This window comes from Pseudomonas sp. RT4P38 (assembly GCF_054897765.1).
The window spans coordinates 277,615-296,596 of record NZ_CM142703.1 but is presented as its reverse complement, the minus strand read 5'-3'; the positions used below and the strand labels follow the sequence as shown (position 1 = coordinate 296,596).

Below are 18,982 nucleotides of genomic sequence, written 5' to 3'. Positions count from 1 at the left end.
GTATCGTGGCTGATTCGATTTCGTTGAAGAAGCTGGTCACGCGCCTGCTGATGGTGGTGGTGGCGATGTTTGTCTTCGGGTTTGCCCTGGTGCCGATCTACGACGTGATGTGCAAGGCGTTCGGCATCAATGGCAAGACCGGCGGGCAGTACGAGGGCGAACAAACGGTCGACACTTCGCGGCAGGTCCGCGTGCAGTTTCTGTCGACCAATGCCGCCGACATGTCCTGGGACTTCTATCCCAAGGGCGATGAACTGGTGGCGAATCCGGGGGCGGTGAACGAGATGATCTTCATCGCGCACAACCCGACCGATCGCCCGATGAGCGCCCAGGCGGTTCCGAGCATCGCGCCGAGCAATGCAGCGGCGTACTTCCACAAGACCGAATGTTTCTGCTTTACCCAGCAAGTGCTGCAGCCCGGTCAACGGATCGAGATGCCGGTACGTTTCATCGTTGACCGCGACATGCCCAAGGATGTGAAGCACCTGACGCTGTCCTACACGCTGTTCGATATCACCGCCCGACATCCACCGGTGGCTGTAAATACTGGCGGCTGAGCGTGCCCGATAAGGAGAACAATAAATGGCAACTCATGAGCATTATTACGTTCCAGCCCAAAGCAAATGGCCGATCATCGCCACCGTCGGGATGTTCGTCACGGTGTTGGGCCTGGCCACCTGGTTCAACGACCTGAAGGCTGCGCGGCCGGAATCCCACGGCCCGTTGATCTTTTTCGTCGGCAGCCTGCTGCTGGCGTACATGCTGTTTGGCTGGTTCGGTACGGTGATCAAGGAAAGTCGCCAGGGGTTGTACAGCGCGCAGATGGATCGCTCGTTTCGCTGGGGGATGAGCTGGTTCATCTTTTCAGAAGTGATGTTCTTCATCGCCTTCTTCGGTGCACTGTTTTATGTGCGGCAGGTCTCCGGTCCGGCGCTCGGCGGTGAAGGTGCGAAAGGCTTGGCTCACATGCTCTGGCCGAACTTCCAGTTCGCCTGGCCTTTGCTGAACAACCCCGACTCGAAACTGTTTCCGCCGCCCAAGGACGTTATCAGCCCGTGGGGCCTGCCGCTGCTCAATACTGTGCTGCTGGTCAGTTCCAGTGTCACCGTGACTATCGCCCACCACGCTTTGAAAAAGGGCCATCGCGGTGCGCTGAAAATCTGGCTGGCGCTGACCGTATTGCTCGGTTGCGCATTTCTTGGTTTCCAGGCCGAAGAATACATTCACGCTTACAACGAACTGGGCCTGACCCTGGGTTCGGGCATCTATGGCGCGACGTTCTTCATGCTCACCGGTTTCCACGGTGCCCACGTCACCATGGGCACCATCATTCTGTTCGTGATGCTGATGCGGGTCATGCGTGGGCACTTCGACAACGACCATCAGTTCGGTTTCGAGGCGGCCAGTTGGTATTGGCACTTCGTGGACGTGGTGTGGATCGGGCTGTTCGTTTTCGTCTACGTGCTCTGAGGCTTCACCAAGGCGCAGTAGAGGCCAGCTGGCCGCTGAAAAAACCCCAGGCGATCAAGCCGACGGTGATGGCGGCCAGGGCAACACGAACACTCAAGGCAATGACGAGGCGGTTCGAGCTGCTGTCGTCCTTGACCAGAAAAATCAGGCCGCTGAACAGGCTGACAACCGTGGCAATCAGCATCAGGACGATGGCTGCTTTGAGCATGGTGAGACTCCGGGGGAAAGGCGATGCACTTGAGTATAGCTATCGCGATTAACGACTTTCTGGCGACGCCATGAAGCGCTTTCGGCCGGGCATCGTGCCAACCGTGGTGGTCGCGTTGTTGCTGCCCATGCTGGTGTCACTCGGGTTCTGGCAATTGAGCCGGGGGGCGGAGAAAAGCGCGCTGCTGCAAAGCTACACCGAGCGCCGGGCGGCTGAACCGATGGCCAGCACCGAGCTGCAACACACCGAGGATCCCGCCTTCCGCCGCGTTCGCCTGCACGGCCAGTTCGATGCCGCGCACAGCCTGTTGCTGGATAACCGTCAGCGTGACGGCAAGGTCGGCGTCGAGCTGCTGCAACCGTTTCAGGATCAGGCGACCGGGCTCTGGCTGCTGGTCAATCGCGGCTGGCTGCCGTGGCCGGATCGGCGCAACCCGCCGCAATTCACTACACCCAAAGAGGCGTTGAGTCTCGATGCCTGGGTCTACGTCTCCCCCGGCGCCACCTTCCAATTGCACGCCGACCCGAGCACCACGACCTGGCCGCAACTGATCACCGCGGTCGAGCCGGCCAAGCTCTGGACAGCGCTCGATCGTGAAGGTTTTTCCTACGAGTTACGCGCAGAAACCGGCCCCGCGTCCTACCAGGCCGATTGGCCAGTGGTGGCCATGGGGCCGGAAAAACACCTGGCTTATGCCGTGCAGTGGTTCGCCATGTCGATCGCCCTGTTCGGCCTCTATCTCTATCTCGGCTGGCACAACGCAAAGGAGAAACACCATGGGAGCGGCCATGAATCCACCCAGCATGTCTGAGGCGAAAACGCCCGCGAGTCGGCGCAAAGGTCGCTTGCAGCTGCTGCTGATTCTGCTTGGGGTGATCGGTCCGATGATCCTCGCCACCGGCATGTACAAATTGCAGTTCTGGGTGCCGGAGGGTCGCAGCTATCACGGCGAGCTGATCGGCAATGGTCAGACCCGCGCCGACCTCGGCGTGCAGGCCCAAGAGGATCGCTGGCAATTGCTGGTCACGGCGCCCAAGGAGTGCTCGGTCGACTGCCAACAATTGGTGTACCTGGCGCGGCAAGTCCAGATCGGCCTCGGCCGCGATGCCGGGCGCGCCAGTCACGCCCTCGCCGCGGCGCAACCGCTGAGCAGTGATTACGACGCCAAGCTCACGCGCGAGTATCCTCAATTGCAGCGCTATCCACTGAACCTGACCGACTTCCATAAAACTGCCGGCGACAAGGCTGTGCCGCAGCTGTGGATCATCGACCCTCACGGCAATCTGGTGCTGCGCTACGACCCGACCGTCAAGGGCAAGGACCTGCTCAACGACCTGCGTCACCTGCTGAAACTGTCGAACATCGGATAAGGGCATCGTCATGGCCAAACCTGGATTTCGCCTCGCGCTGTTTGCCACCTTGCTGGCACTGATTGTGGTGTTGCTCGGCGCCTACACCCGCCTGACCCACGCCGGCCTCGGCTGCCCGGACTGGCCCGGTTGCTATGGGTTTATCAGCGTGCCGAAAAGCGAAGCCCAACTGGCCCATGCCGAACTGCATTTTCCTGATGCCCCCGTGGAAGCCCACAAGGGCTGGAACGAGATGGTCCACCGCTATTTCGCCGGCACCCTTGGGGTGCTGATCTCAGTGTTGGCCGGTCGTGCCTGGGTGCATCGTCGTCATCCGGGGCAACCGGTGAAATTGCCGCTATTTCTGCTGGCGGTGGTCATTGCCCAAGCAGCGTTCGGTATGTGGACGGTGACGCTCAAGCTCTGGCCGCAGGTGGTCACCGGGCATTTACTCGGTGGTTTTGCGACGTTGAGCCTGCTGTTTTTATTGACGTTGAGACTGTCCGGCGTGCTGCCGGCGCTGACCGTGCCACGGCGTTTACAGTACTGGGCGACTGCCGGTTTGCTGCTGGTGATCGGACAAGTCGCCCTCGGTGGTTGGGTGAGTTCCAATTATGCCGCCGTGGCCTGCATTGACTTTCCGACCTGCCACGGGCAATGGCTGCCCCCGGCTGATTTTGCCAACGGCTTTCACTTGACCCAACACATCGGCCCCAATTACCTCGGCGGGCAACTGGACAGTGATGCCCGCACGGCGATTCATCTGACTCACCGCATCGGCGCGCTGCTGGTGACGTTGGTGTTGCTCGGTCTGGCGTGGCAACTGAAGGTCGTCGGTATGACGCGCCTTGCGGGTCTGGTACTGATCGCCCTCGCGGCGCAAATCACGTTGGGCATCAGCAACGTGTTGTTTCATCTGCCGCTGCCCGTGGCCGTCGCTCACAACGCGGGGGGCGCGGCACTGTTGCTGACGTTGGTGCTGGTCAATTATCACGCGCGAACCAGTCTGGTTCGGGTCAAGCAGCAAACCCTTGCGCGCTGGCGCTTCAGCCCGCGTAAACACTCAGCCGGGCCCATAACAATAAAAGGAGAGATGCCATGGCGACTCTGATCGGCGAACGTCACAGTCAGGCAATCTGGCGTGACTACCTGGAGCTGACCAAGCCGAAAGTGGTGGTGCTGATGCTCATCACCTCTCTGGTGGGGATGTTCCTCGCGACCCGCGCCGGGGTGCCGTGGACGGTGCTGGTGTTCGGCAATCTGGGAATCGCCTTGTGTGCTGGCGGTGCGGCGGCGGTCAACCATGTCGTGGACCGGCGAATCGACGCGGTCATGGCCCGCACGCACAAACGACCCTTGGCAGAGGGTCGAGTGTCACCTGCGGCCGCGCTGACTTTTGCCTTGGTATTGGCGGTGCTTGGGCAAGCCATACTCCTGGCCTTCACCAATCCACTGACGGCGTGGCTGACGCTGGCCTCGCTACTTGGCTATGCGGTGGTCTACACCGGTTTCCTGAAGCGCGCGACGCCGCAAAACATCGTCATCGGCGGACTGGCCGGTGCGGCCCCACCACTGCTCGGCTGGACCGCCGCCACCGGCCACGTCAGCGCCGAACCCTTGCTGTTGGTGCTGATCATTTTCGCCTGGACCCCGCCGCACTTCTGGGCCCTGGCCATTCACCGCAAAGAGGAATACGCCAAGGCCGACATTCCGATGTTGCCGGTGACCCATGGCGAGCACTACACCAAGGTTCACATCCTGCTGTATACCTTCGCGCTGCTGGCCGTCAGCCTGATGCCGTACGTGATCCACATGAGCGGCGTGCTCTACCTGATTTGCGCGCTGGGACTGGGCGCGAGGTTTCTGCAATGGGCCGTGGTGCTGTACCGTGGCACTCGGCCGCACGCGGCGATCAACACCTTCAAGTACTCTATTTATTACTTGTTCCTGCTGTTTATCGCGCTGCTCGTAGACCACTACTTACTGTTGAACCTATGACTCGAACCCAGAAAACTGTCTTTATCCTCGTCGCCCTGATCGCGCTGGTCCTGGGCCTGACCATCAACAAAGTACTGACCGGCAAAGGCCAGGGCGACCCGACCGCGTTGATCGACGCCGGGATCATCCTGTTGCCGCAAAGCCGCAACCTGCCGGACGTGACGATGACCGATCAGGACGGTAGGCCGGTGGCGGTCAACGAGCTGAAAGACAAGTGGTCGCTGCTGTTCTTCGGCTACACCTTCTGCCCGGACATCTGCCCGACTACCCTCGCCCAGTTGCGCCAGATCAAAAGCGAACTGCCGCCGGAAGCGGTGGATAAGTTGCAGATCATTCTGGTCAGCGTCGACCCGAACCGCGACACACCCAAGCAGCTCAAGCAGTACCTGGGTTACTTCGATCCGCAGTTCAAAGGACTGACGGCGTCTTCGGTCGAGGACATCCAGAAGCTCGCCAATTCGGTCAGCATTCCGTTCATTCCGGCGGACACCAGCAAGCCCAATTACACCGTCGATCACAGCGGCAACCTGGCGGTGATCGGGCCGGATGGGACGCAACGTGGGTTCATTCGGGCGCCGTTGAACAACGTGAAATTGGTGGCGCAGTTGCCGGTGATGCTCAAGCGCAACTAAGCACCACAAAACCCTGTGGGAGCGAGCTTGCTCGCGATGGCGTCGGCACATTCAACATCTATGTCGACTGATACACCGCTATCGCGAGCAAGCTCGCTCCCACAGGGGACGGTGTTCGAGGCATAAAAAATGGGGCGCATTCGATGCGCCCCATTTTTCGTTCAAGCGGCAGATCAAAACGCCGGCAATACCGCGCCTTTGTACTTCTCGAGGATGAAGGCTTTCACTTCCGGGCTGTGCAGGGCAGCAACCAGCTTCTTCATCGCCTCGCTGTCCTTATCGTCTGGACGGGCAACGAGGATGTTCACGTAAGGCGAGTCGTTGCCTTCGATGACCAGCGCGTCCTTGGACGGATCAAGCTTGGCTTCCAGCGCGTAGTTGGTGTTGATCAGCGCCAGGTCGACCTGGGTCAGCACGCGCGGAATGGTCGCGGCTTCCAGTTCACGGAATTTCAGGTCCTTGGCATTCTCGGTGATGTCCTTGACGGTCGCGAGGATGTTGTTCGAATCCTTCAACTTGATCAGGCCAGCCTTCGCCAGCAGCAACAGCGCACGGCCGCCGTTGGTGGCGTCGTTCGGGATCACAACGTTAGCGCCACCTGGCAGTTCGGTCAGCGCTTTGTACTTGCTGGAGTAAGCGCCCAGCGGTTCCAGGTGCACACCGGCAACGGCCACCAGGTGGGTGCCCTTGGCCTTGTTGAACTCATCGAGGTACGGCTGGTGCTGGAAGAAGTTGGCGTCCAGACGTTTTTCGGCAACCTGCACGTTCGGCTGAATGTAGTCGGTGAAGACTTTGACCTTCAGGTCCACGCCTTCTTTGGCCAGGGCCGGTTTAACGAATTCGAGGATTTCTGCGTGCGGAACCGGGGTGGCTGCGACGGTCAGGGTTTCATCGGCCTGAGCAGAGAACGCTGCAACGGCTGCGAACGCGACGAGTAGTTTTTTCATTCAGCTAACTCCTTGTGGGTGCCCGCTTGCGGCGCCCGTTTGAGGCGCCTGAACTTGGCGCCTGCCAGCGAATGGCCGGCTCAGTCTTATTTACGTGAACTCTTTATTTTCTGGAGAAATGGACAACCAGTTTGTCGCCAACGGTTTGCAGAATCTGAACAAGCACCAGCAGCAACATCACGGTCACGACCATCACATCAGGCTGGAAACGCTGGTAACCGAAACGGATCGCCAGGTCGCCCAGACCACCCGCGCCGACCACACCCGCCATCGCCGTATAGGACACCAGTGTAATGGCTGTCACCGTAATCGCCGCGAAGATGCCCGGACGGGCTTCCGGCAGCAAGGCATTGGTGATGATCTGCCGTGTCGTGGCACCCATGGCCTGGGTGGCCTCGATGATGCCGCGATCCACTTCACGCAGGGCGGTTTCCACCAGTCGCGCGAAGAATGGCGTAGCGCCAATCACCAGCGGTGGAATGGCACCGGCAACCCCGAGGGACGTGCCGGTGATCAACACGGTGAACGGGATCATCACAATCAGCAGAATGATGAACGGCAGCGAACGCAGGATGTTCACCATCAGCGACAGCATCGCGTAGACGCCTTTGGCTTCCAGCAACTGACGCGGGCTGCAGAGGAACAACAGCACGCCCAGGGGCAGGCCGAGCAAAACGGTGAACAACAACGAACCGAAGAGCATCAGCAAGGTGTCGCCGGTGGCCAGCCAGATTTCAAACCAGTCGATATTGACGAAGAAACTTGTCAGGACTTCCATCAGCGCAAGACCTCCATGTGGACGTCAGCCGCGGTGAAGTGGGCGAACGCCGCCTCCATGTCGCCACCGGTGACGGCAAGGGTCAATTGCCCGTAGGGGATGTCTTTGATGCGGTCGATACGACCGGCCAGGATGCTGTAGTCCACACCCGTTTCCCGAGCGACGGTTCCCAGCAACGGCGCGTAGGTCGCTTCGCCCTGGAAGGTCAGACGCACGATGCGGCCCGGCACGTGAGCGAAGTCGTCGCGCTGTTCGCTTTCGTCAATCTGCTCGTCTTCCTGCACGAAACGCTTGGTGGTCGGGTGCTTCGGATGCAGGAATACCTCGGCCACCGAACCTTGCTCGACGATCACGCCAGCGTCCATCACCGCCACCTGGTCGCAGACCCGGCGGATCACGTCCATCTCGTGGGTGATCAACACGATGGTCAGCTTCAGTTCGCGATTGATCTCGGCCAGCAACTGCAGGACCGACGCAGTGGTCTGTGGGTCCAGTGCGCTGGTGGCTTCGTCGCACAGCAGGATTTTCGGCTTGGTTGCCAGGGCGCGGGCGATGCCGACACGCTGCTTCTGACCGCCAGACAATTGCGCCGGGTATTTCCTGGCGTGGTCGGACAGACCGACCCGCGCCAGCAACTCGGCCACACGCTGGTCGATCTCGCTGCGCGACAGTTCGCCGGCGAGGGTCAGGGGCAGCGCGACGTTGTCGGCCACGGTCTTGGACGCCAGCAAGTTGAAGTGCTGGAAAATCATCCCGACCTGCTGGCGGAAGCGCCGCAGGCTGTTGGCGTCAAGCGCGGTGACTTCTTCGCCGTCGACGAATATCTTGCCGCCACTGGACTCTTCCAGGCGATTGATCAGACGCAGCAAGGTACTTTTTCCCGCGCCGGAATGGCCGATCAGGCCGAAGACCTGACCATTCTCAATCGTCAGACTGGTCGGATGCAGCGCGGGAATATCCTTACCGGCAACGCGGTAGGTTTTGTGGACGTTTTGAAACTCAATCACGTAGCGAACCTTGTGGGGCGCGTTGGAAAAGGATCAGCGGTTAGCCGGGCGCGCATTTTAGCCTGTCCGTATAGAGGTTATTAGCATTTATTCCGCATTCAACCTTCCATTTGGCAATAACGCGATCAAAGGTTAGAAAAAAGGAACGGCTAAAAACATCATCAGTCACTAATTAGGCAACTCGAAAACGCCCCCGGTGCCGTGCCTGGGGTATTGCTCAAGAGTCCTGGCTACGGCAGGAATCGCAACGAGGAGTTTACGACTGATGAGTATTAAAAAGCCTGCCGCAACCAAAAGCGCACTGGCCGGGACCGATACCCTGGATCGCGGCAACACTAATGCCAAGCTCGACAGCCTGGAAAAATTTCGCTCCGACGCCACTGAACAGGCCCTGCGTACCAACCAGGGCGTGAAAGTCTCGGATAACCAGAACACGTTGAAGGTCGGCGCTCGTGGGCCATCGTTGCTGGAAGATTTCATCATGCGTGAAAAGATCACGCACTTTGACCATGAACGCATCCCCGAGCGCATCGTCCACGCCCGCGGCACGGGTGCTCACGGATACTTCCAGACCTATGAAACCCATTCCGTACTGACCAAGGCTGGGTTCCTACAAGATCCAAGCCAAAAAACCCCGGTTTTCGTCCGTTTCTCCACGGTGCAGGGCCCTCGTGGGTCGGGCGATACCGTGCGGGACGTGCGAGGTTTCGCGGTGAAGTTTTTCACCGACGAAGGCAACTTCGACCTGGTGGGCAACAACATGCCGGTGTTTTTCATTCAGGATGCAATCAAGTTTCCTGACTTCGTGCATGCGGTAAAACCCGAGCCGCACAATGAGATACCCACCGGCGGCTCAGCTCACGATACCTTTTGGGATTTTGTCTCTCTGGTACCGGAGTCGGCGCACATGGTGATCTGGACCATGTCCGACCGGGCTATCCCGAAAAGCCTGCGCAGCATGCAAGGCTTCGGCGTGCACACTTTCCGCCTGATCAATGCCGAAGGTAAATCGCGCTTCGTCAAATTCCACTGGCGCCCCACTGCCGGGACCTGTTCGCTGGTGTGGGACGAAGCGCAGAAACTCGCCGGTAAAGACACCGATTACCACCGTCGCGATCTCTGGGAGTCGATCGAGATGGGTGACTATCCGGAATGGGAACTTGGCGTACAGGTCATCGAAGAGGAAAACGAACATAAATTCGACTTCGATATCCTCGACCCGACCAAGCTGATCCCGGAAGAACTGGTGCCGATCACCCCGCTGGGCAAAATGACCCTCAACCGCAACCCCGACAACTTCTTCGCCGAAACCGAACAGGTCGCCTTCTGCCCTGGGCATATCGTGCCGGGAATCGATTTTTCCAACGATCCATTGCTGCAAGGTCGATTGTTTTCCTACACCGATACGCAGCTCAGCCGACTTGGCGGGCCGAACTTTCACGAGATTCCGATCAACCGCCCGGTGGCACCGTTCCACAGTGGTCAACGGGATGCGCTGCATCGCACTACCATCGACAAGGGTCGCGCGTCCTACGAGCCGAACTCCATTGATAGCGGTTGGCCGAAAGAAACACCGCCGGCAGCACAGGATGGCGGCTTTGAAAGTTATCCAGAGCGCATCGACGCCAACAAGATCCGTCAGCGCAGCGAGTCGTTCAGCGACCACTTCTCCCAGGCGCGGCTGTTCTTCCACAGCATGAGCAAGCACGAGCAGGAGCACATCATCTCGGCTTACAGCTTCGAGTTGGGCAAGGTTGAGCGGGAGTTCATCCGCGCGCGCCAGGTGAATGAAATTCTGGCCAACATCGATTTGGAACTGGCTAAGCGCGTGGCGCAGAACCTAGGGTTGCCAGCGCCCAAAGCCGGGACGGTCGAAGTACGCAAAACCTCACCGGATCGCTCGCCGGCCCTGAGTCAGGCCAACTTGCTGCCGGCGGATATCAAAACCCGCAAAGTGGCAATCCTTGCAGCCAATGGGGTCGATGGTGCAGCGATTGATGCAATGAAGAAAGCGCTGAAGGCCGAAGGTGCGCACGCCAAACTGCTCGGCCCGACGTCTGCGCCTGTGACGACCGCCGATGGCAAGACGCTGCCGGTCGATGCGTCGATGGAAGGCTTGCCTTCGGTGGCGTTCGATGCAGTGTTTGTGCCCGGTGGCGCAGCGTCGATCAAGGCGTTGAGCACCGACGGTGTTGCCCTGCATTACCTGTTAGAGGCGTACAAGCACCTGAAGGCGATTGCACTGCATGGCGAGGCCAAACAGTTGCTGGATGTGTTGAAGCTGGAGGCTGATGCGGGGTTGATCGTGGGTACGGATGCGAAGTTGATCAAACCGTTTTTTGCCGCGATCGGGCAGCATCGGGTGTGGGACAGGGAGCCAAAAGCCAAGGCGATTCCGGCTTAAGGTTTTGTATCAATAGGGAGGACGCCTTCGCGGGCAAGCCTCGCTCCTACGGAATCGTGTCGTTCACAACACTAGCGAACGGCACAAATCCTGGAGCGAGGCTTGCCCGCGATGCTTTTAGGGTTTGCGAGGACTCAGAACCATCTGCGCAGGAATGTTGCGCAGAATCTGCTTCTCCAGATTCAGATCAAAATCCGCATCAAGCTTCTTCACGCGCTTGGTCAGCAACGTGGCCAACCAAGGGTAGTCCTGGGTGCGTGGTGCCTGAATACTCACGTCGCACTGGTAATTCACCACATCAGCGGCGATCGCATCCAATTGGCGACGAAGCTTCGTCATATCCGTCAGGTTCAACGCAACCGTGGTGCTTTCTGCCGTCGGATCAATGACTTTAGCCTGTGGCTTGGCTTCGGCAGCCATGAGCGCAGCTTCGGCTCTATCCAGCTCCGCTTTGCGGGCATCAACGATGGCATTGTTGACCCCGCCAGTCAGAGCCGGAGCCTTGGGCATCAACGACCGGGCGCGGCTCAGCGCCGTGGCAGCCGCATTCACATCGCCCTTTTGCAGCACGATCTGACTGCGGCGCAGATAGGCTTCGGCCAGTTGCCGCTGGTATTGCTCAAGGGATTGATCATTGGGCGACTCGGCCTGCAAGGCAGCCAGTTGATCTTCGGCAGTCGCCAGTTCGCTGCTGGCTAGGCTTTGTTGCAGCTGCGCGATGGCCGTGGCCCGTGCACCGGTAGCCTCGGTGGCCGCCGGTGGCGTGCTTTGGCAAGCGCCCAGTAGCAGCGAAAATGCGACAAGGAGCAGATAACGGGAGGCTAACAGCTTCATTCCTGCGACTCTCTATTTGCGCCAAAAAACGAGCAAGTCTACACCCCTCGACGGGGCAGGACAAAACTCAGCAGAAACAGTGCGGCGGCCGTCACGACGATCGATGGGCCCGCCGGGGTGTCTTTGAACCATGAAAGCGACAGTCCGCCACAGACCGCGAGCATACCCAGCAGGCTCGCGCCCAATGCCATCTGCTCCGGTGACCGGGCGTGACGTTGTGCCGCAGCCGCCGGGATGATCAGCAGTGAGGTAATCAGCAATACACCGACGATTTTCATTGCCACCGCGATCACCACAGCGATCAGCAACATCAGGGTCAAGCGCAACGCCGCCACCGGCAGACCTTCAACCCTGGCCAATTCTTCGTGCACCGTGATCGCCAGTAATGGCCGCCACAACGTCACCAGCAAGGCCAGAACAGCCGCGCTGCCGCCGAGTATCCAGGCCAGATCGGTCGGACTGATCGCCAGCAGGTCGCCGAATAGATAGGCCATCAGGTCGATCCGCACTTCGTGCATGAAGCTTAGTACGACCAAGCCCAGAGAGAGCGTGCTCGGTGCGAGAATTCCCAAAAGCGTGTCGGACGCCAGCGGTTGGCGCTGTTGCAAGGTCACCAGCAGCACGGCTAACAGCAAACAGCCTACGGTGACCGCAACGGTCGGGCTGACATCCAGCAGAAAGCCCAGTGCCACGCCAAGCAGCGCGGCATGGGAAAGGGTGTCGCCGAAATAGGCCATGCGCCGCCAGACCACGAACGAACCCAGCGGGCCCGCGACCAACGCCAGGGCCAGGCCTGCAAGCAGGGCGTAGAGCAGAAAATCAGCCATGCTTGCAGCCATCTCCGTGAACGTGGATAGGGGCCGACGGGGCCGTGCTGACCACCGAACCATGCAAGTCATGGGCGTGGTCGTGATGGTGGTGATAAATCGCCAGGCTTTGTGCGTTCTTTCCGAACAGCTCGACGAAAGCCGGATCGCCGCTGACCTGCTCGGGGTGCCCGGAGCAGCAGACGTGACGATTGAGGCAGACCACTTGGTCGGTGGTGCTCATCACCAGGTGCAGATCGTGGGACACCATCAACACGCCGCAGCCGTGACGGTCACGCAATCGTGTGATCAAGCTGTAGAGCTCGGCCTGACCGGCCACGTCGACGCCTTGCACAGGTTCGTCGAGCACCAGCAATTCCGGCTCGCGCAGCAATGCCCGGGCCAGCAACACCCGCTGCATTTCGCCACCGGAAACACTTTGCACCGGACTGTCGATCACCTGTTCGGCGCCGACTTCCTTGAGGGCCGCCAAGGCCATGGCGCGGTCTACGCCCGGCACCAGACGCAAGAAGCGCAGCACCGACAGCGGCAACGTTGGATCGACGTGAAGTTTTTGCGGCATGTAACCGACCCGCAGTTTCGGCTTGCGCCACACGCTGCCACTGTCCGGTTTCAACAGACCGAGTACGGCGCGAACCAGGGTCGTCTTGCCGGCACCATTGGGGCCGATCAGGGTGACGATCTGCCCGGGCTCGACGCTCAGCTCAATGTTATCCAGCACGTTTTGCCCGGCAAAGGTCACGGCAACCTGCTCGAGGCGGATCAGCGCATTGCTCATCAAACCCCCTGGCAACCCGAACAGAGGCCGACCACTTCAACGGTCTGGCCTTCGACGACGAACCCGACATCCTTGGCGCTACTGATAATCGCGTCGCTGATGGATTTTTGTTCCAGTTCAATCGCGGCGTGGCATTCACGGCATATCAGGAACTGGCCCTGGTGGGCGTGTCCCGGGTGATTGCAGCCGACGAAAGCGTTCAGCGAGGAGATGCGGTGTACGAGGCCGTTTTCCAGCAGGAAATCCAGCGCACGGTACACGGTCGGCGGCGCCGCGCGGCGGCCGTCCTGCTCGCTGAGTACCGCGAGAATGTCGTAGGCACCCAACGGCTTGTGGCTTTGCCATACCAGTTCCAGCACCCGCCGGCGCAAGGCGGTCAGGCGCAGGCCTTGACGTGCGCACAGAGTATCGGCCTCAGACAATGCGCTGTGGACGCAATGAGAGTGGTCGTGGGGACGGCTGGCAATCGGTGTTTTAGGCATGAGCGGCGACGAGTTTTGTGAGAGACGTTATTATGTTACCCGTTCTCACCTCTTTGAGTGGTCATCGTGTCCCGACTTTTTTCTATCTTTGTCGCATTTATCGCAAGTTTTCTGCTGATGGGTTCAGCTCACGCCGAAGTCAAAGTTCTCACCAGTATCAAGCCTCTACAGCTGATCGCCGCCGCGGTGCAGGACGGCGTGGCGATTCCGGAAGTCTTGCTGCCGCCCGGCGCCTCGCCTCATAACTATGCCTTGCGCCCATCCGACGTACGGAAGGTGCAGTCGGTTGATCTGGTTTACTGGATCGGTCCGGACTTGGAAGGTTTCCTGCCTCGCGTGCTGAACGGTCGTACGCTCCCCAGCGTCGCCGTGCAGGACTTGCCGGGCCTGAAACTGCGACGTTTCGCCGAAGATAGCCACTCCCATGAAGAAGAAGCCGACGAACATGATCACGACCACCGTCCCGGCAGTCTGGACTCGCACTTGTGGCTTTCGCCGGTCAACGCTCGCGTAATCGCCACTAAAATGGCTGCTGACCTGAGTGCAGCCGATCCTTCCAATGCGGCGCGTTATCAGAGCAACCTCAAGGCGTTCGGTGAGCGTCTGGATGCGATGGATCTTCGCTTGAAGGCGCGTCTGGCCGGCATCGCAGGCAAACCGTATTTCGTATTCCACGAGGCCTTCGACTACTTTGAAGACGCCTACGGCCTCAAGCACACCGGCGTGTTCAGCGTCGCGGCCGAGGTCCAGCCTGGCGCCCAGCATGTCGCGGCGATGCGCACTCGACTGCAGGAAGTCGGCAAAACCTGCGTGTTCAGCGAACCGCCGCTGCGTCCGCGCCTGGCAGAAACCCTGGTGGCGGGTCTGCCGGTGAAACTTGCGGAACTGGACGCGCTGGGCGGGTACACGCCGGCAACCGCTCAGGGGTATGAGCAGGTGCTGGAGAAGTTGGGGAACGATTTGGCGGGGTGCCTGGAGTCGTTGTAACCCACACTCTGTGGCGAGCCCCCTCGCCACGATTTAAAGGGCGAACGGCAGCAGCGTACTGATCTTCTGACGCTGCGCCAGACGCTGTTGAAACTCCATCGGATCGTGAATCAACACGTCCTGCCCGGCGAAAGACTCCGCCGCGATCAACCGCGACAACCAGAACCGCACACACGCCACCCGCAACAGGGTCGGCCACAACTCGGCTTCGGCTGCGGTAAACGGCCGCAACGCCGCATAAGCGCCGAGTAACGCCCGCGCTCGTGGTCCGACGATCAACCCGTCCTCGTCTGAACACCAGTCGTTCAACGCAATCGCCACGTCGTAGAGCATCGGCCCCGAACAGGCGTTGTAGAAGTCGATCAGCCCGGTCAGGTGAGTGCCTTCGAACATCGCGTTATCGCGGAACAGGTCGGCGTGGATGTTGGCTCGCGGCAGCGCCAGAATTTTCGTCTTCTGCTGTGTGATTTCGTCCAGAGCCCGTTGCAGCAGATCGCTCTGCTCGGCATTCAGGTGCGACAGCAACTGCGTGCCCTCCTCCAGCATCCAGTCCAGGCCGCGATCGGTCTTGCGTTTGATCATGTTGGCCCGGGTTGCAAGGTGCAGATGACCGAGCAACTCGCCGACCTGAGCGCAATGCTGCGCGTTGGCTTCCTTGATGTGCTTGCCGGCCAGGCGTGGCTGCAACAGCGCGGGTTTGCCGGCCAGTTCGCGCAAGGCGACGCCGTCGGTGGTGCGCAATGCATAAGGCACTGGCAGGTTGGCGTCGTGCAGCACGTCGAGCAGCTCGATGAAGAACGGCATCTCCTGAACCGGACCACGCTCAACCAGGGTCAGGACAAATTCGCCCTGCTCCAGGCTGATAAAGAAATTGGTGTTTTCACTACCAGCGGCAATCCCCTGGAAATCAAGCAGGCGGCCGAGCCCGTAAGGGGCGAGAAAGGTTTCCAGCTCGGGCCGAGCCAGCGGGGTGAACACAGACATGTTTAAACTGCCAGTACGGGCGCCGCTGCTTGAGCTAGCGCCGATTGAAATTAAGAAACTACTTCCACTCAAAAATCTTCCACGAAGGAATCAGCATATCCGGTTGATCCGAGCGGATGAAGTTTGCATCCGTCCCGTCCGCACGCACCAGAAAGTAAGGCGGTGCGCCCTTCGGTGTGACCTTGATCGCGTACAGGAAACCGTTTTGGCGGTATTCCTGAATGACTTTGTCCCCTTCCGTGCGAATGGTGACGTCCGGCTCCGGCGATGGCGCATCGTCCGCCGCCATGACGGCCAATGGTGCGATTGCAAACAACCCAGCCAGCAGCAAGCGATTTAGTGTGCGCATGATAACCTTGTCCCTTTGTCGTCAACGGTCCCGCTATTCTAGCGCCGGACCCGCCGAAAAGGTTGATCCTGCTCATGAGCCAAGCCCCCCTCGTCCTGGTGGACGGTTCTTCTTACCTGTACCGCGCTTTTCACGCCCTCCCACCGCTGACCACGTCCAAAGGCTTGCCGACCGGCGCGGTCAAAGGCGTGTTGAACATGCTCAAGAGCCTGCGCAAGCAGTACCCGGAAAGTCCGTTCGCCGTGGTGTTCGACGCCAAGGGTGGGACTTTCCGCGACGAAATGTTCGCCGAGTACAAAGCCAATCGCCCGAGCATGCCCGATGACATGCGCGTGCAGATCGAACCGCTGCACCAGAGCGTGATCGCCCTCGGTTTCCCGCTGTTGTGTGTCGAAGGCGTCGAAGCCGATGATGTGATCGGCACCCTGGCCCGCAGCAGCGCGGCGGCCGACCGCCCGGTGGTGATCTCCACTGGCGACAAGGACATGGCGCAATTGGTCGACGGCCACATTACCTTGGTCAATACCATGACCGGTAGCGCGCTGGACGTGGAGGGCGTGAAGGAGAAATTCGGCGTCGCTCCCGAGCAGATCATCGATTACCTGGCACTCATGGGCGATTCTTCCGACAACATTCCGGGCGTTCCGGGCATTGGTCCCAAGACTGCTTCCGGCCTGTTGGTGGGTGTGAACGGCGGCCTGACTGAGCTCTATGCGCAGCTCGACATTGTCCCGACCTTGCCGATTCGCGGGGCCAAGACCCTGCCGGCCAAGCTGGAAGAACACAAGGAGATGGCGTTCCTCTCCTATCAACTGGCAACCATCAAGATCGACGTGCCGCTGGACATCGGCCTCGACGACCTGCAAATGGGCAAGCCGGATCACGACAAGCTCGCCGAGCTCTATACCCTGCTGGAATTCAAGAGCTGGTTCGAAGAGAACCAGCGCGATGCCAAGCGTTCCGGCCAGGAAGTGACTGCTCCGGTGGCTGAAGAAGCCGCTGTCGAGACTGAGCTCAAGTACACAACGATCCTCACCCAGGCAGACTTCGACCTGTGGCTGAAGAAGCTCAACGACGCCAAGCTGATTGCCTTCGACACCGAAACCACTGGCATCGATGCGCAGCAGGCGCAATTGGTAGGCCTGTCTTTCGCAGTACAAGCCAACGAAGCGGCCTACATCCCGCTGACCCATTCCTACATGGGTGTACCCGACCAGCTTGATCGCGACACCGTGCTGCGAGCACTGAAACCGATCCTGGAAGACCCGAACAAGCTTAAGGTCGGCCAACACGCCAAATTCGACATGAACATCCTGGCCAACTGCGCCATTGGTGGCGATCAGAATTGTGGCATCACCGTGCAAGGCATTGCCTTCGACACAATGCTCGAATCCTACGTGCTGGACTCCACCGCAACCCGTCACGACATGGATAGCCTGGCGCTCAAGTACCTGAATCACACCACCACCAGTTTTCAGGACATCGCCGGCAAAGGCGCCAAGCAACTGACCTTTGACCAGATCTCCCTGGAGCTGGCCGGGCCTTACGCCGCCGAAGACGCCGACGTGACGCTGCGCCTCCATCAAACCTTGCAGGAAAAGCTCAACGCAATTGCGAGCCTGAGCAAGGTTCTGAGCGAAATCGAAATGCCGTTGGTGCCGGTGCTGGCACGAATCGAACGCCAAGGTGCGCTGGTCGATGCCAACCTGCTGGGCATTCAGAGCGTTGAGCTGGGCGAGAAAATGGTCGCCCTCGAGCGTGAGGCGTTCGCCATCGCCGGGGAAGAATTCAACCTCGGCTCACCGAAGCAATTGGGCGTGATCCTGTACGAAAAGCTCGGCCTGCCGATCCTCAGCAAAACCGCCAAGGGCCAGGCGTCCACCGCCGAAGCCGTGCTGGCGGAACTGGCCGAACAGGATTTCCCGCTGCCCAAGGTGCTGATGCAGTACCGCTCGATGAGCAAGCTGAAAAGCACCTACACCGATCGCCTGCCAGAGCAGATCAATCCGCGCACCGGACGGATTCACACCTCTTATCACCAAGCCGTAGCGGCGACCGGGCGTTTGTCGTCCAGCGATCCGAACCTGCAGAACATTCCGATCCGCACCGCCGAAGGTCGTCGGATTCGTCAGGCCTTCGTCGCGCCAAAAGGCTACAAGCTGCTGGCCGCCGACTATTCACAGATCGAACTGCGGATCATGGCTCACCTGGCGAAGGACGAAGGTTTGCTGCACGCCTTCCGCAACGATCTGGACGTGCACAAAGCCACCGCAGCGGAAGTCTTCGGGGTTGAACTGGCGGACGTCACCACCGACCAACGGCGCAGCGCCAAGGCGATCAACTTCGGCTTGATCTACGGCATGAGCGCGTTTGGCCTGGCCAAGCAGATTGGTGTTGATCGAAAGCAATCCCAGGCCTACATCGACCGTTACTTCACCCGATACCCAGGCGTACTGGAATACATGGAGCGCACCCGCGCCCAGGCCGCCGAACAAGGTTTCGTCGAAACCATCTTTGGTCGTCGCTTGTACCTGCCGGAAATCAACGCGAAAAACCCGGCCTTGCGCAAAGGTGCCGAACGCACAGCGATCAACGCCCCGATGCAAGGCACCGCGGCGGACATCATCAAGAAAGCCATGATTGCGGTGGACGGCTGGCTGACAGCGTCAGGCCTCGACGCCAAAGTCATTCTGCAGGTGCACGATGAATTGGTTCTGGAAGTGCGGGAAGATTTGGTCGACCAGGTCCGTGATGAGATTCGCGTGCACATGAGCGACGCAGCGAAGCTTGATGTGCCGCTTTTGGTCGAGGTTGGCGTAGGAAATAACTGGGATGAGGCTCACTGAGCCGTCTGAAATGACGTTTTCCGCTGCGGCATAGTGCCGCGGCAGAAAGGGCGAAAGGGTTCTTAGTTCAGAAAAGGAGTTGGGTTATTCCAAAGGCTTTTT

Annotated in this window: 20 protein-coding genes; 10 read left to right on the top strand and 10 right to left on the bottom strand. The window is 59.7% G+C overall.

From position 1 onward, the window contains the following. The first annotated feature begins 5 nt into the window (after window positions 1-5). Together ACYZT7_RS01345 and ACYZT7_RS01340 are read left to right on the top strand one after the other, a co-directional pair. Window positions 6-557, top strand: coding sequence for a cytochrome c oxidase assembly protein (locus ACYZT7_RS01345; protein WP_462039654.1), 552 nt, complete (start codon window positions 6-8; stop codon window positions 555-557). A gap of 25 nt (window positions 558-582) precedes the next feature. Then, complete coding sequence (locus tag ACYZT7_RS01340) at window positions 583-1,470, top strand: cytochrome c oxidase subunit 3 (protein ID WP_461967574.1); 888 nt, start codon at window positions 583-585, stop codon at window positions 1,468-1,470. Between the two features lie 4 nt (window positions 1,471-1,474). Here the strand turns inward: ACYZT7_RS01340 and ACYZT7_RS01335 are convergent, their stop codons facing one another. Beyond that, window positions 1,475-1,678 carry a twin transmembrane helix small protein gene (locus ACYZT7_RS01335; RefSeq protein WP_462039653.1) on the bottom strand — a complete coding sequence of 68 codons (204 nt, stop codon included), beginning with the start codon at window positions 1,676-1,678 and terminating at the stop codon, window positions 1,475-1,477. 70 nt (window positions 1,679-1,748) lie between these two features. Between ACYZT7_RS01335 and ACYZT7_RS01330 the strand changes: the two genes are divergently transcribed. Genes ACYZT7_RS01330 through ACYZT7_RS01310 form a run of 5 tightly spaced genes read left to right on the top strand, consistent with a single transcriptional unit; the run spans window position 1,749 to window position 5,657 of the window. Further along, window positions 1,749-2,489, top strand: a complete 741-nt coding sequence (locus ACYZT7_RS01330) for an SURF1 family protein (RefSeq protein WP_462039652.1) — start codon at window positions 1,749-1,751, stop codon at window positions 2,487-2,489. Next, a complete protein-coding gene (locus ACYZT7_RS01325; RefSeq protein WP_462039651.1) occupies window positions 2,455-3,048 on the top strand; it encodes a hypothetical protein in 594 nt (197 codons plus the stop codon). The genes ACYZT7_RS01330 and ACYZT7_RS01325 overlap by 35 nt, the downstream gene beginning before the upstream one ends. 10 nt (window positions 3,049-3,058) lie before the next feature. Further along, window positions 3,059-4,138, top strand: coding sequence for a COX15/CtaA family protein (locus ACYZT7_RS01320; RefSeq protein ID WP_462039650.1), 1,080 nt, complete (start codon window positions 3,059-3,061; stop codon window positions 4,136-4,138). Beyond that, the gene (gene cyoE, locus ACYZT7_RS01315; protein WP_461967566.1) at window positions 4,126-5,025 is read left to right on the top strand and encodes a heme o synthase; all 900 of its coding nucleotides are present in this window, start codon (window positions 4,126-4,128) and stop codon (window positions 5,023-5,025) included. The genes ACYZT7_RS01320 and cyoE overlap by 13 nt, the downstream gene beginning before the upstream one ends. Next, on the top strand, window positions 5,022-5,657 hold the full coding sequence (locus tag ACYZT7_RS01310) for an SCO family protein (protein WP_462039649.1): 636 nt from the start codon (window positions 5,022-5,024) through the stop codon (window positions 5,655-5,657). Before cyoE ends, ACYZT7_RS01310 begins: the two co-directional genes overlap by 4 nt. A 173-nt stretch (window positions 5,658-5,830) precedes the next feature. On the opposite strand, the gene ACYZT7_RS01305 is transcribed toward ACYZT7_RS01310, so the two are convergent. The 3 genes from ACYZT7_RS01305 to ACYZT7_RS01295 all read right to left on the bottom strand — a co-directional run bounded on the left by ACYZT7_RS01305 (window position 5,831) and on the right by ACYZT7_RS01295 (window position 8,389). Next, entirely contained in the window at window positions 5,831-6,604 is a 774-nt protein-coding gene (locus ACYZT7_RS01305) for a MetQ/NlpA family ABC transporter substrate-binding protein (protein WP_462039648.1), read from the bottom strand. 103 nt (window positions 6,605-6,707) lie between these two features. Then, the gene (locus ACYZT7_RS01300) at window positions 6,708-7,382 is read right to left on the bottom strand and encodes a methionine ABC transporter permease (RefSeq protein ID WP_462039647.1); all 675 of its coding nucleotides are present in this window, start codon (window positions 7,380-7,382) and stop codon (window positions 6,708-6,710) included. After that, window positions 7,382-8,389 (bottom strand): methionine ABC transporter ATP-binding protein, encoded by a 1,008-nt coding sequence (locus ACYZT7_RS01295; RefSeq protein WP_131059101.1) that lies wholly within the window; start codon window positions 8,387-8,389, stop codon window positions 7,382-7,384. Before ACYZT7_RS01295 ends, ACYZT7_RS01300 begins: the two co-directional genes overlap by 1 nt. A gap of 265 nt (window positions 8,390-8,654) precedes the next feature. On the opposite strand from ACYZT7_RS01295, the gene katE reads away from it, so the two are divergent. Next, window positions 8,655-10,793, top strand: coding sequence for a catalase HPII (katE, locus tag ACYZT7_RS01290; RefSeq protein WP_462039646.1), 2,139 nt, complete (start codon window positions 8,655-8,657; stop codon window positions 10,791-10,793). 117 nt (window positions 10,794-10,910) lie between these two features. Here the strand turns inward: katE and ACYZT7_RS01285 are convergent, their stop codons facing one another. The 4 genes from ACYZT7_RS01285 to zur are packed head-to-tail and all read right to left on the bottom strand — an operon-like array spanning window position 10,911 to window position 13,714. Then, window positions 10,911-11,627, bottom strand: a complete 717-nt coding sequence (locus ACYZT7_RS01285; protein ID WP_449644411.1) for a PA5502 family lipoprotein — start codon at window positions 11,625-11,627, stop codon at window positions 10,911-10,913. Between the two features lie 38 nt (window positions 11,628-11,665). Further along, a complete protein-coding gene (gene znuB, locus ACYZT7_RS01280) occupies window positions 11,666-12,454 on the bottom strand; it encodes a zinc ABC transporter permease subunit ZnuB (protein ID WP_056738429.1) in 789 nt (262 codons plus the stop codon). Next, complete coding sequence (gene znuC / locus ACYZT7_RS01275; protein ID WP_462039645.1) at window positions 12,447-13,232, bottom strand: zinc ABC transporter ATP-binding protein ZnuC; 786 nt, start codon at window positions 13,230-13,232, stop codon at window positions 12,447-12,449. The genes znuB and znuC overlap by 8 nt, the downstream gene beginning before the upstream one ends. Next, entirely contained in the window at window positions 13,232-13,714 is a 483-nt protein-coding gene (gene zur, locus ACYZT7_RS01270) for a zinc uptake transcriptional repressor Zur (RefSeq protein WP_462039644.1), read from the bottom strand. Before zur ends, znuC begins: the two co-directional genes overlap by 1 nt. Window positions 13,715-13,780: 66 nt before the next feature. Here zur and ACYZT7_RS01265 point away from each other — a divergent pair, with 66 nt between their 5' ends. Then, complete coding sequence (locus tag ACYZT7_RS01265; RefSeq protein WP_462039643.1) at window positions 13,781-14,701, top strand: zinc ABC transporter substrate-binding protein; 921 nt, start codon at window positions 13,781-13,783, stop codon at window positions 14,699-14,701. A gap of 33 nt (window positions 14,702-14,734) precedes the next feature. On the opposite strand, the gene ACYZT7_RS01260 is transcribed toward ACYZT7_RS01265, so the two are convergent. Then, complete coding sequence (locus ACYZT7_RS01260; protein WP_462039642.1) at window positions 14,735-15,685, bottom strand: homoserine kinase; 951 nt, start codon at window positions 15,683-15,685, stop codon at window positions 14,735-14,737. 58 nt (window positions 15,686-15,743) lie between these two features. Further along, window positions 15,744-16,034, bottom strand: a complete 291-nt coding sequence (locus ACYZT7_RS01255) for a DUF2782 domain-containing protein (protein ID WP_449644416.1) — start codon at window positions 16,032-16,034, stop codon at window positions 15,744-15,746. 74 nt (window positions 16,035-16,108) lie between these two features. Here ACYZT7_RS01255 and polA point away from each other — a divergent pair, with 74 nt between their 5' ends. Next, window positions 16,109-18,880, top strand: a complete 2,772-nt coding sequence (polA, locus tag ACYZT7_RS01250) for a DNA polymerase I (protein WP_462039641.1) — start codon at window positions 16,109-16,111, stop codon at window positions 18,878-18,880. The last annotated feature ends 102 nt before the right edge of the window (window positions 18,881-18,982 follow it).

Excerpts from the sequence above, each read along its gene's own strand:
- ACYZT7_RS01340 (WP_461967574.1), top strand. The coding sequence starts at position 583 with ATGGCAACTCATGAGCATTATTACGTTCCAGCCCAAAGCAAATGGCCG.
- ACYZT7_RS01335 (WP_462039653.1), bottom strand. The coding sequence starts at position 1,678 with ATGCTCAAAGCAGCCATCGTCCTGATGCTGATTGCCACGGTTGTCAGC.
- ACYZT7_RS01330 (WP_462039652.1), top strand. The coding sequence starts at position 1,749 with ATGAAGCGCTTTCGGCCGGGCATCGTGCCAACCGTGGTGGTCGCGTTG.
- ACYZT7_RS01325 (WP_462039651.1), top strand. The coding sequence starts at position 2,455 with ATGGGAGCGGCCATGAATCCACCCAGCATGTCTGAGGCGAAAACGCCC.
- ACYZT7_RS01320 (WP_462039650.1), top strand. The coding sequence starts at position 3,059 with ATGGCCAAACCTGGATTTCGCCTCGCGCTGTTTGCCACCTTGCTGGCA.
- cyoE (WP_461967566.1), top strand. The coding sequence starts at position 4,126 with ATGGCGACTCTGATCGGCGAACGTCACAGTCAGGCAATCTGGCGTGAC.
- ACYZT7_RS01310 (WP_462039649.1), top strand. The coding sequence starts at position 5,022 with ATGACTCGAACCCAGAAAACTGTCTTTATCCTCGTCGCCCTGATCGCG.
- ACYZT7_RS01305 (WP_462039648.1), bottom strand. The coding sequence starts at position 6,604 with ATGAAAAAACTACTCGTCGCGTTCGCAGCCGTTGCAGCGTTCTCTGCT.
- ACYZT7_RS01300 (WP_462039647.1), bottom strand. The coding sequence starts at position 7,382 with ATGGAAGTCCTGACAAGTTTCTTCGTCAATATCGACTGGTTTGAAATC.
- katE (WP_462039646.1), top strand. The coding sequence starts at position 8,655 with ATGAGTATTAAAAAGCCTGCCGCAACCAAAAGCGCACTGGCCGGGACC.
- ACYZT7_RS01285 (WP_449644411.1), bottom strand. The coding sequence starts at position 11,627 with ATGAAGCTGTTAGCCTCCCGTTATCTGCTCCTTGTCGCATTTTCGCTG.
- znuB (WP_056738429.1), bottom strand. The coding sequence starts at position 12,454 with ATGGCTGATTTTCTGCTCTACGCCCTGCTTGCAGGCCTGGCCCTGGCG.
- znuC (WP_462039645.1), bottom strand. The coding sequence starts at position 13,232 with ATGAGCAATGCGCTGATCCGCCTCGAGCAGGTTGCCGTGACCTTTGCC.
- zur (WP_462039644.1), bottom strand. The coding sequence starts at position 13,714 with ATGCCTAAAACACCGATTGCCAGCCGTCCCCACGACCACTCTCATTGC.
- ACYZT7_RS01260 (WP_462039642.1), bottom strand. The coding sequence starts at position 15,685 with ATGTCTGTGTTCACCCCGCTGGCTCGGCCCGAGCTGGAAACCTTTCTC.
- ACYZT7_RS01255 (WP_449644416.1), bottom strand. The coding sequence starts at position 16,034 with ATGCGCACACTAAATCGCTTGCTGCTGGCTGGGTTGTTTGCAATCGCA.
- polA (WP_462039641.1), top strand. The coding sequence starts at position 16,109 with ATGAGCCAAGCCCCCCTCGTCCTGGTGGACGGTTCTTCTTACCTGTAC.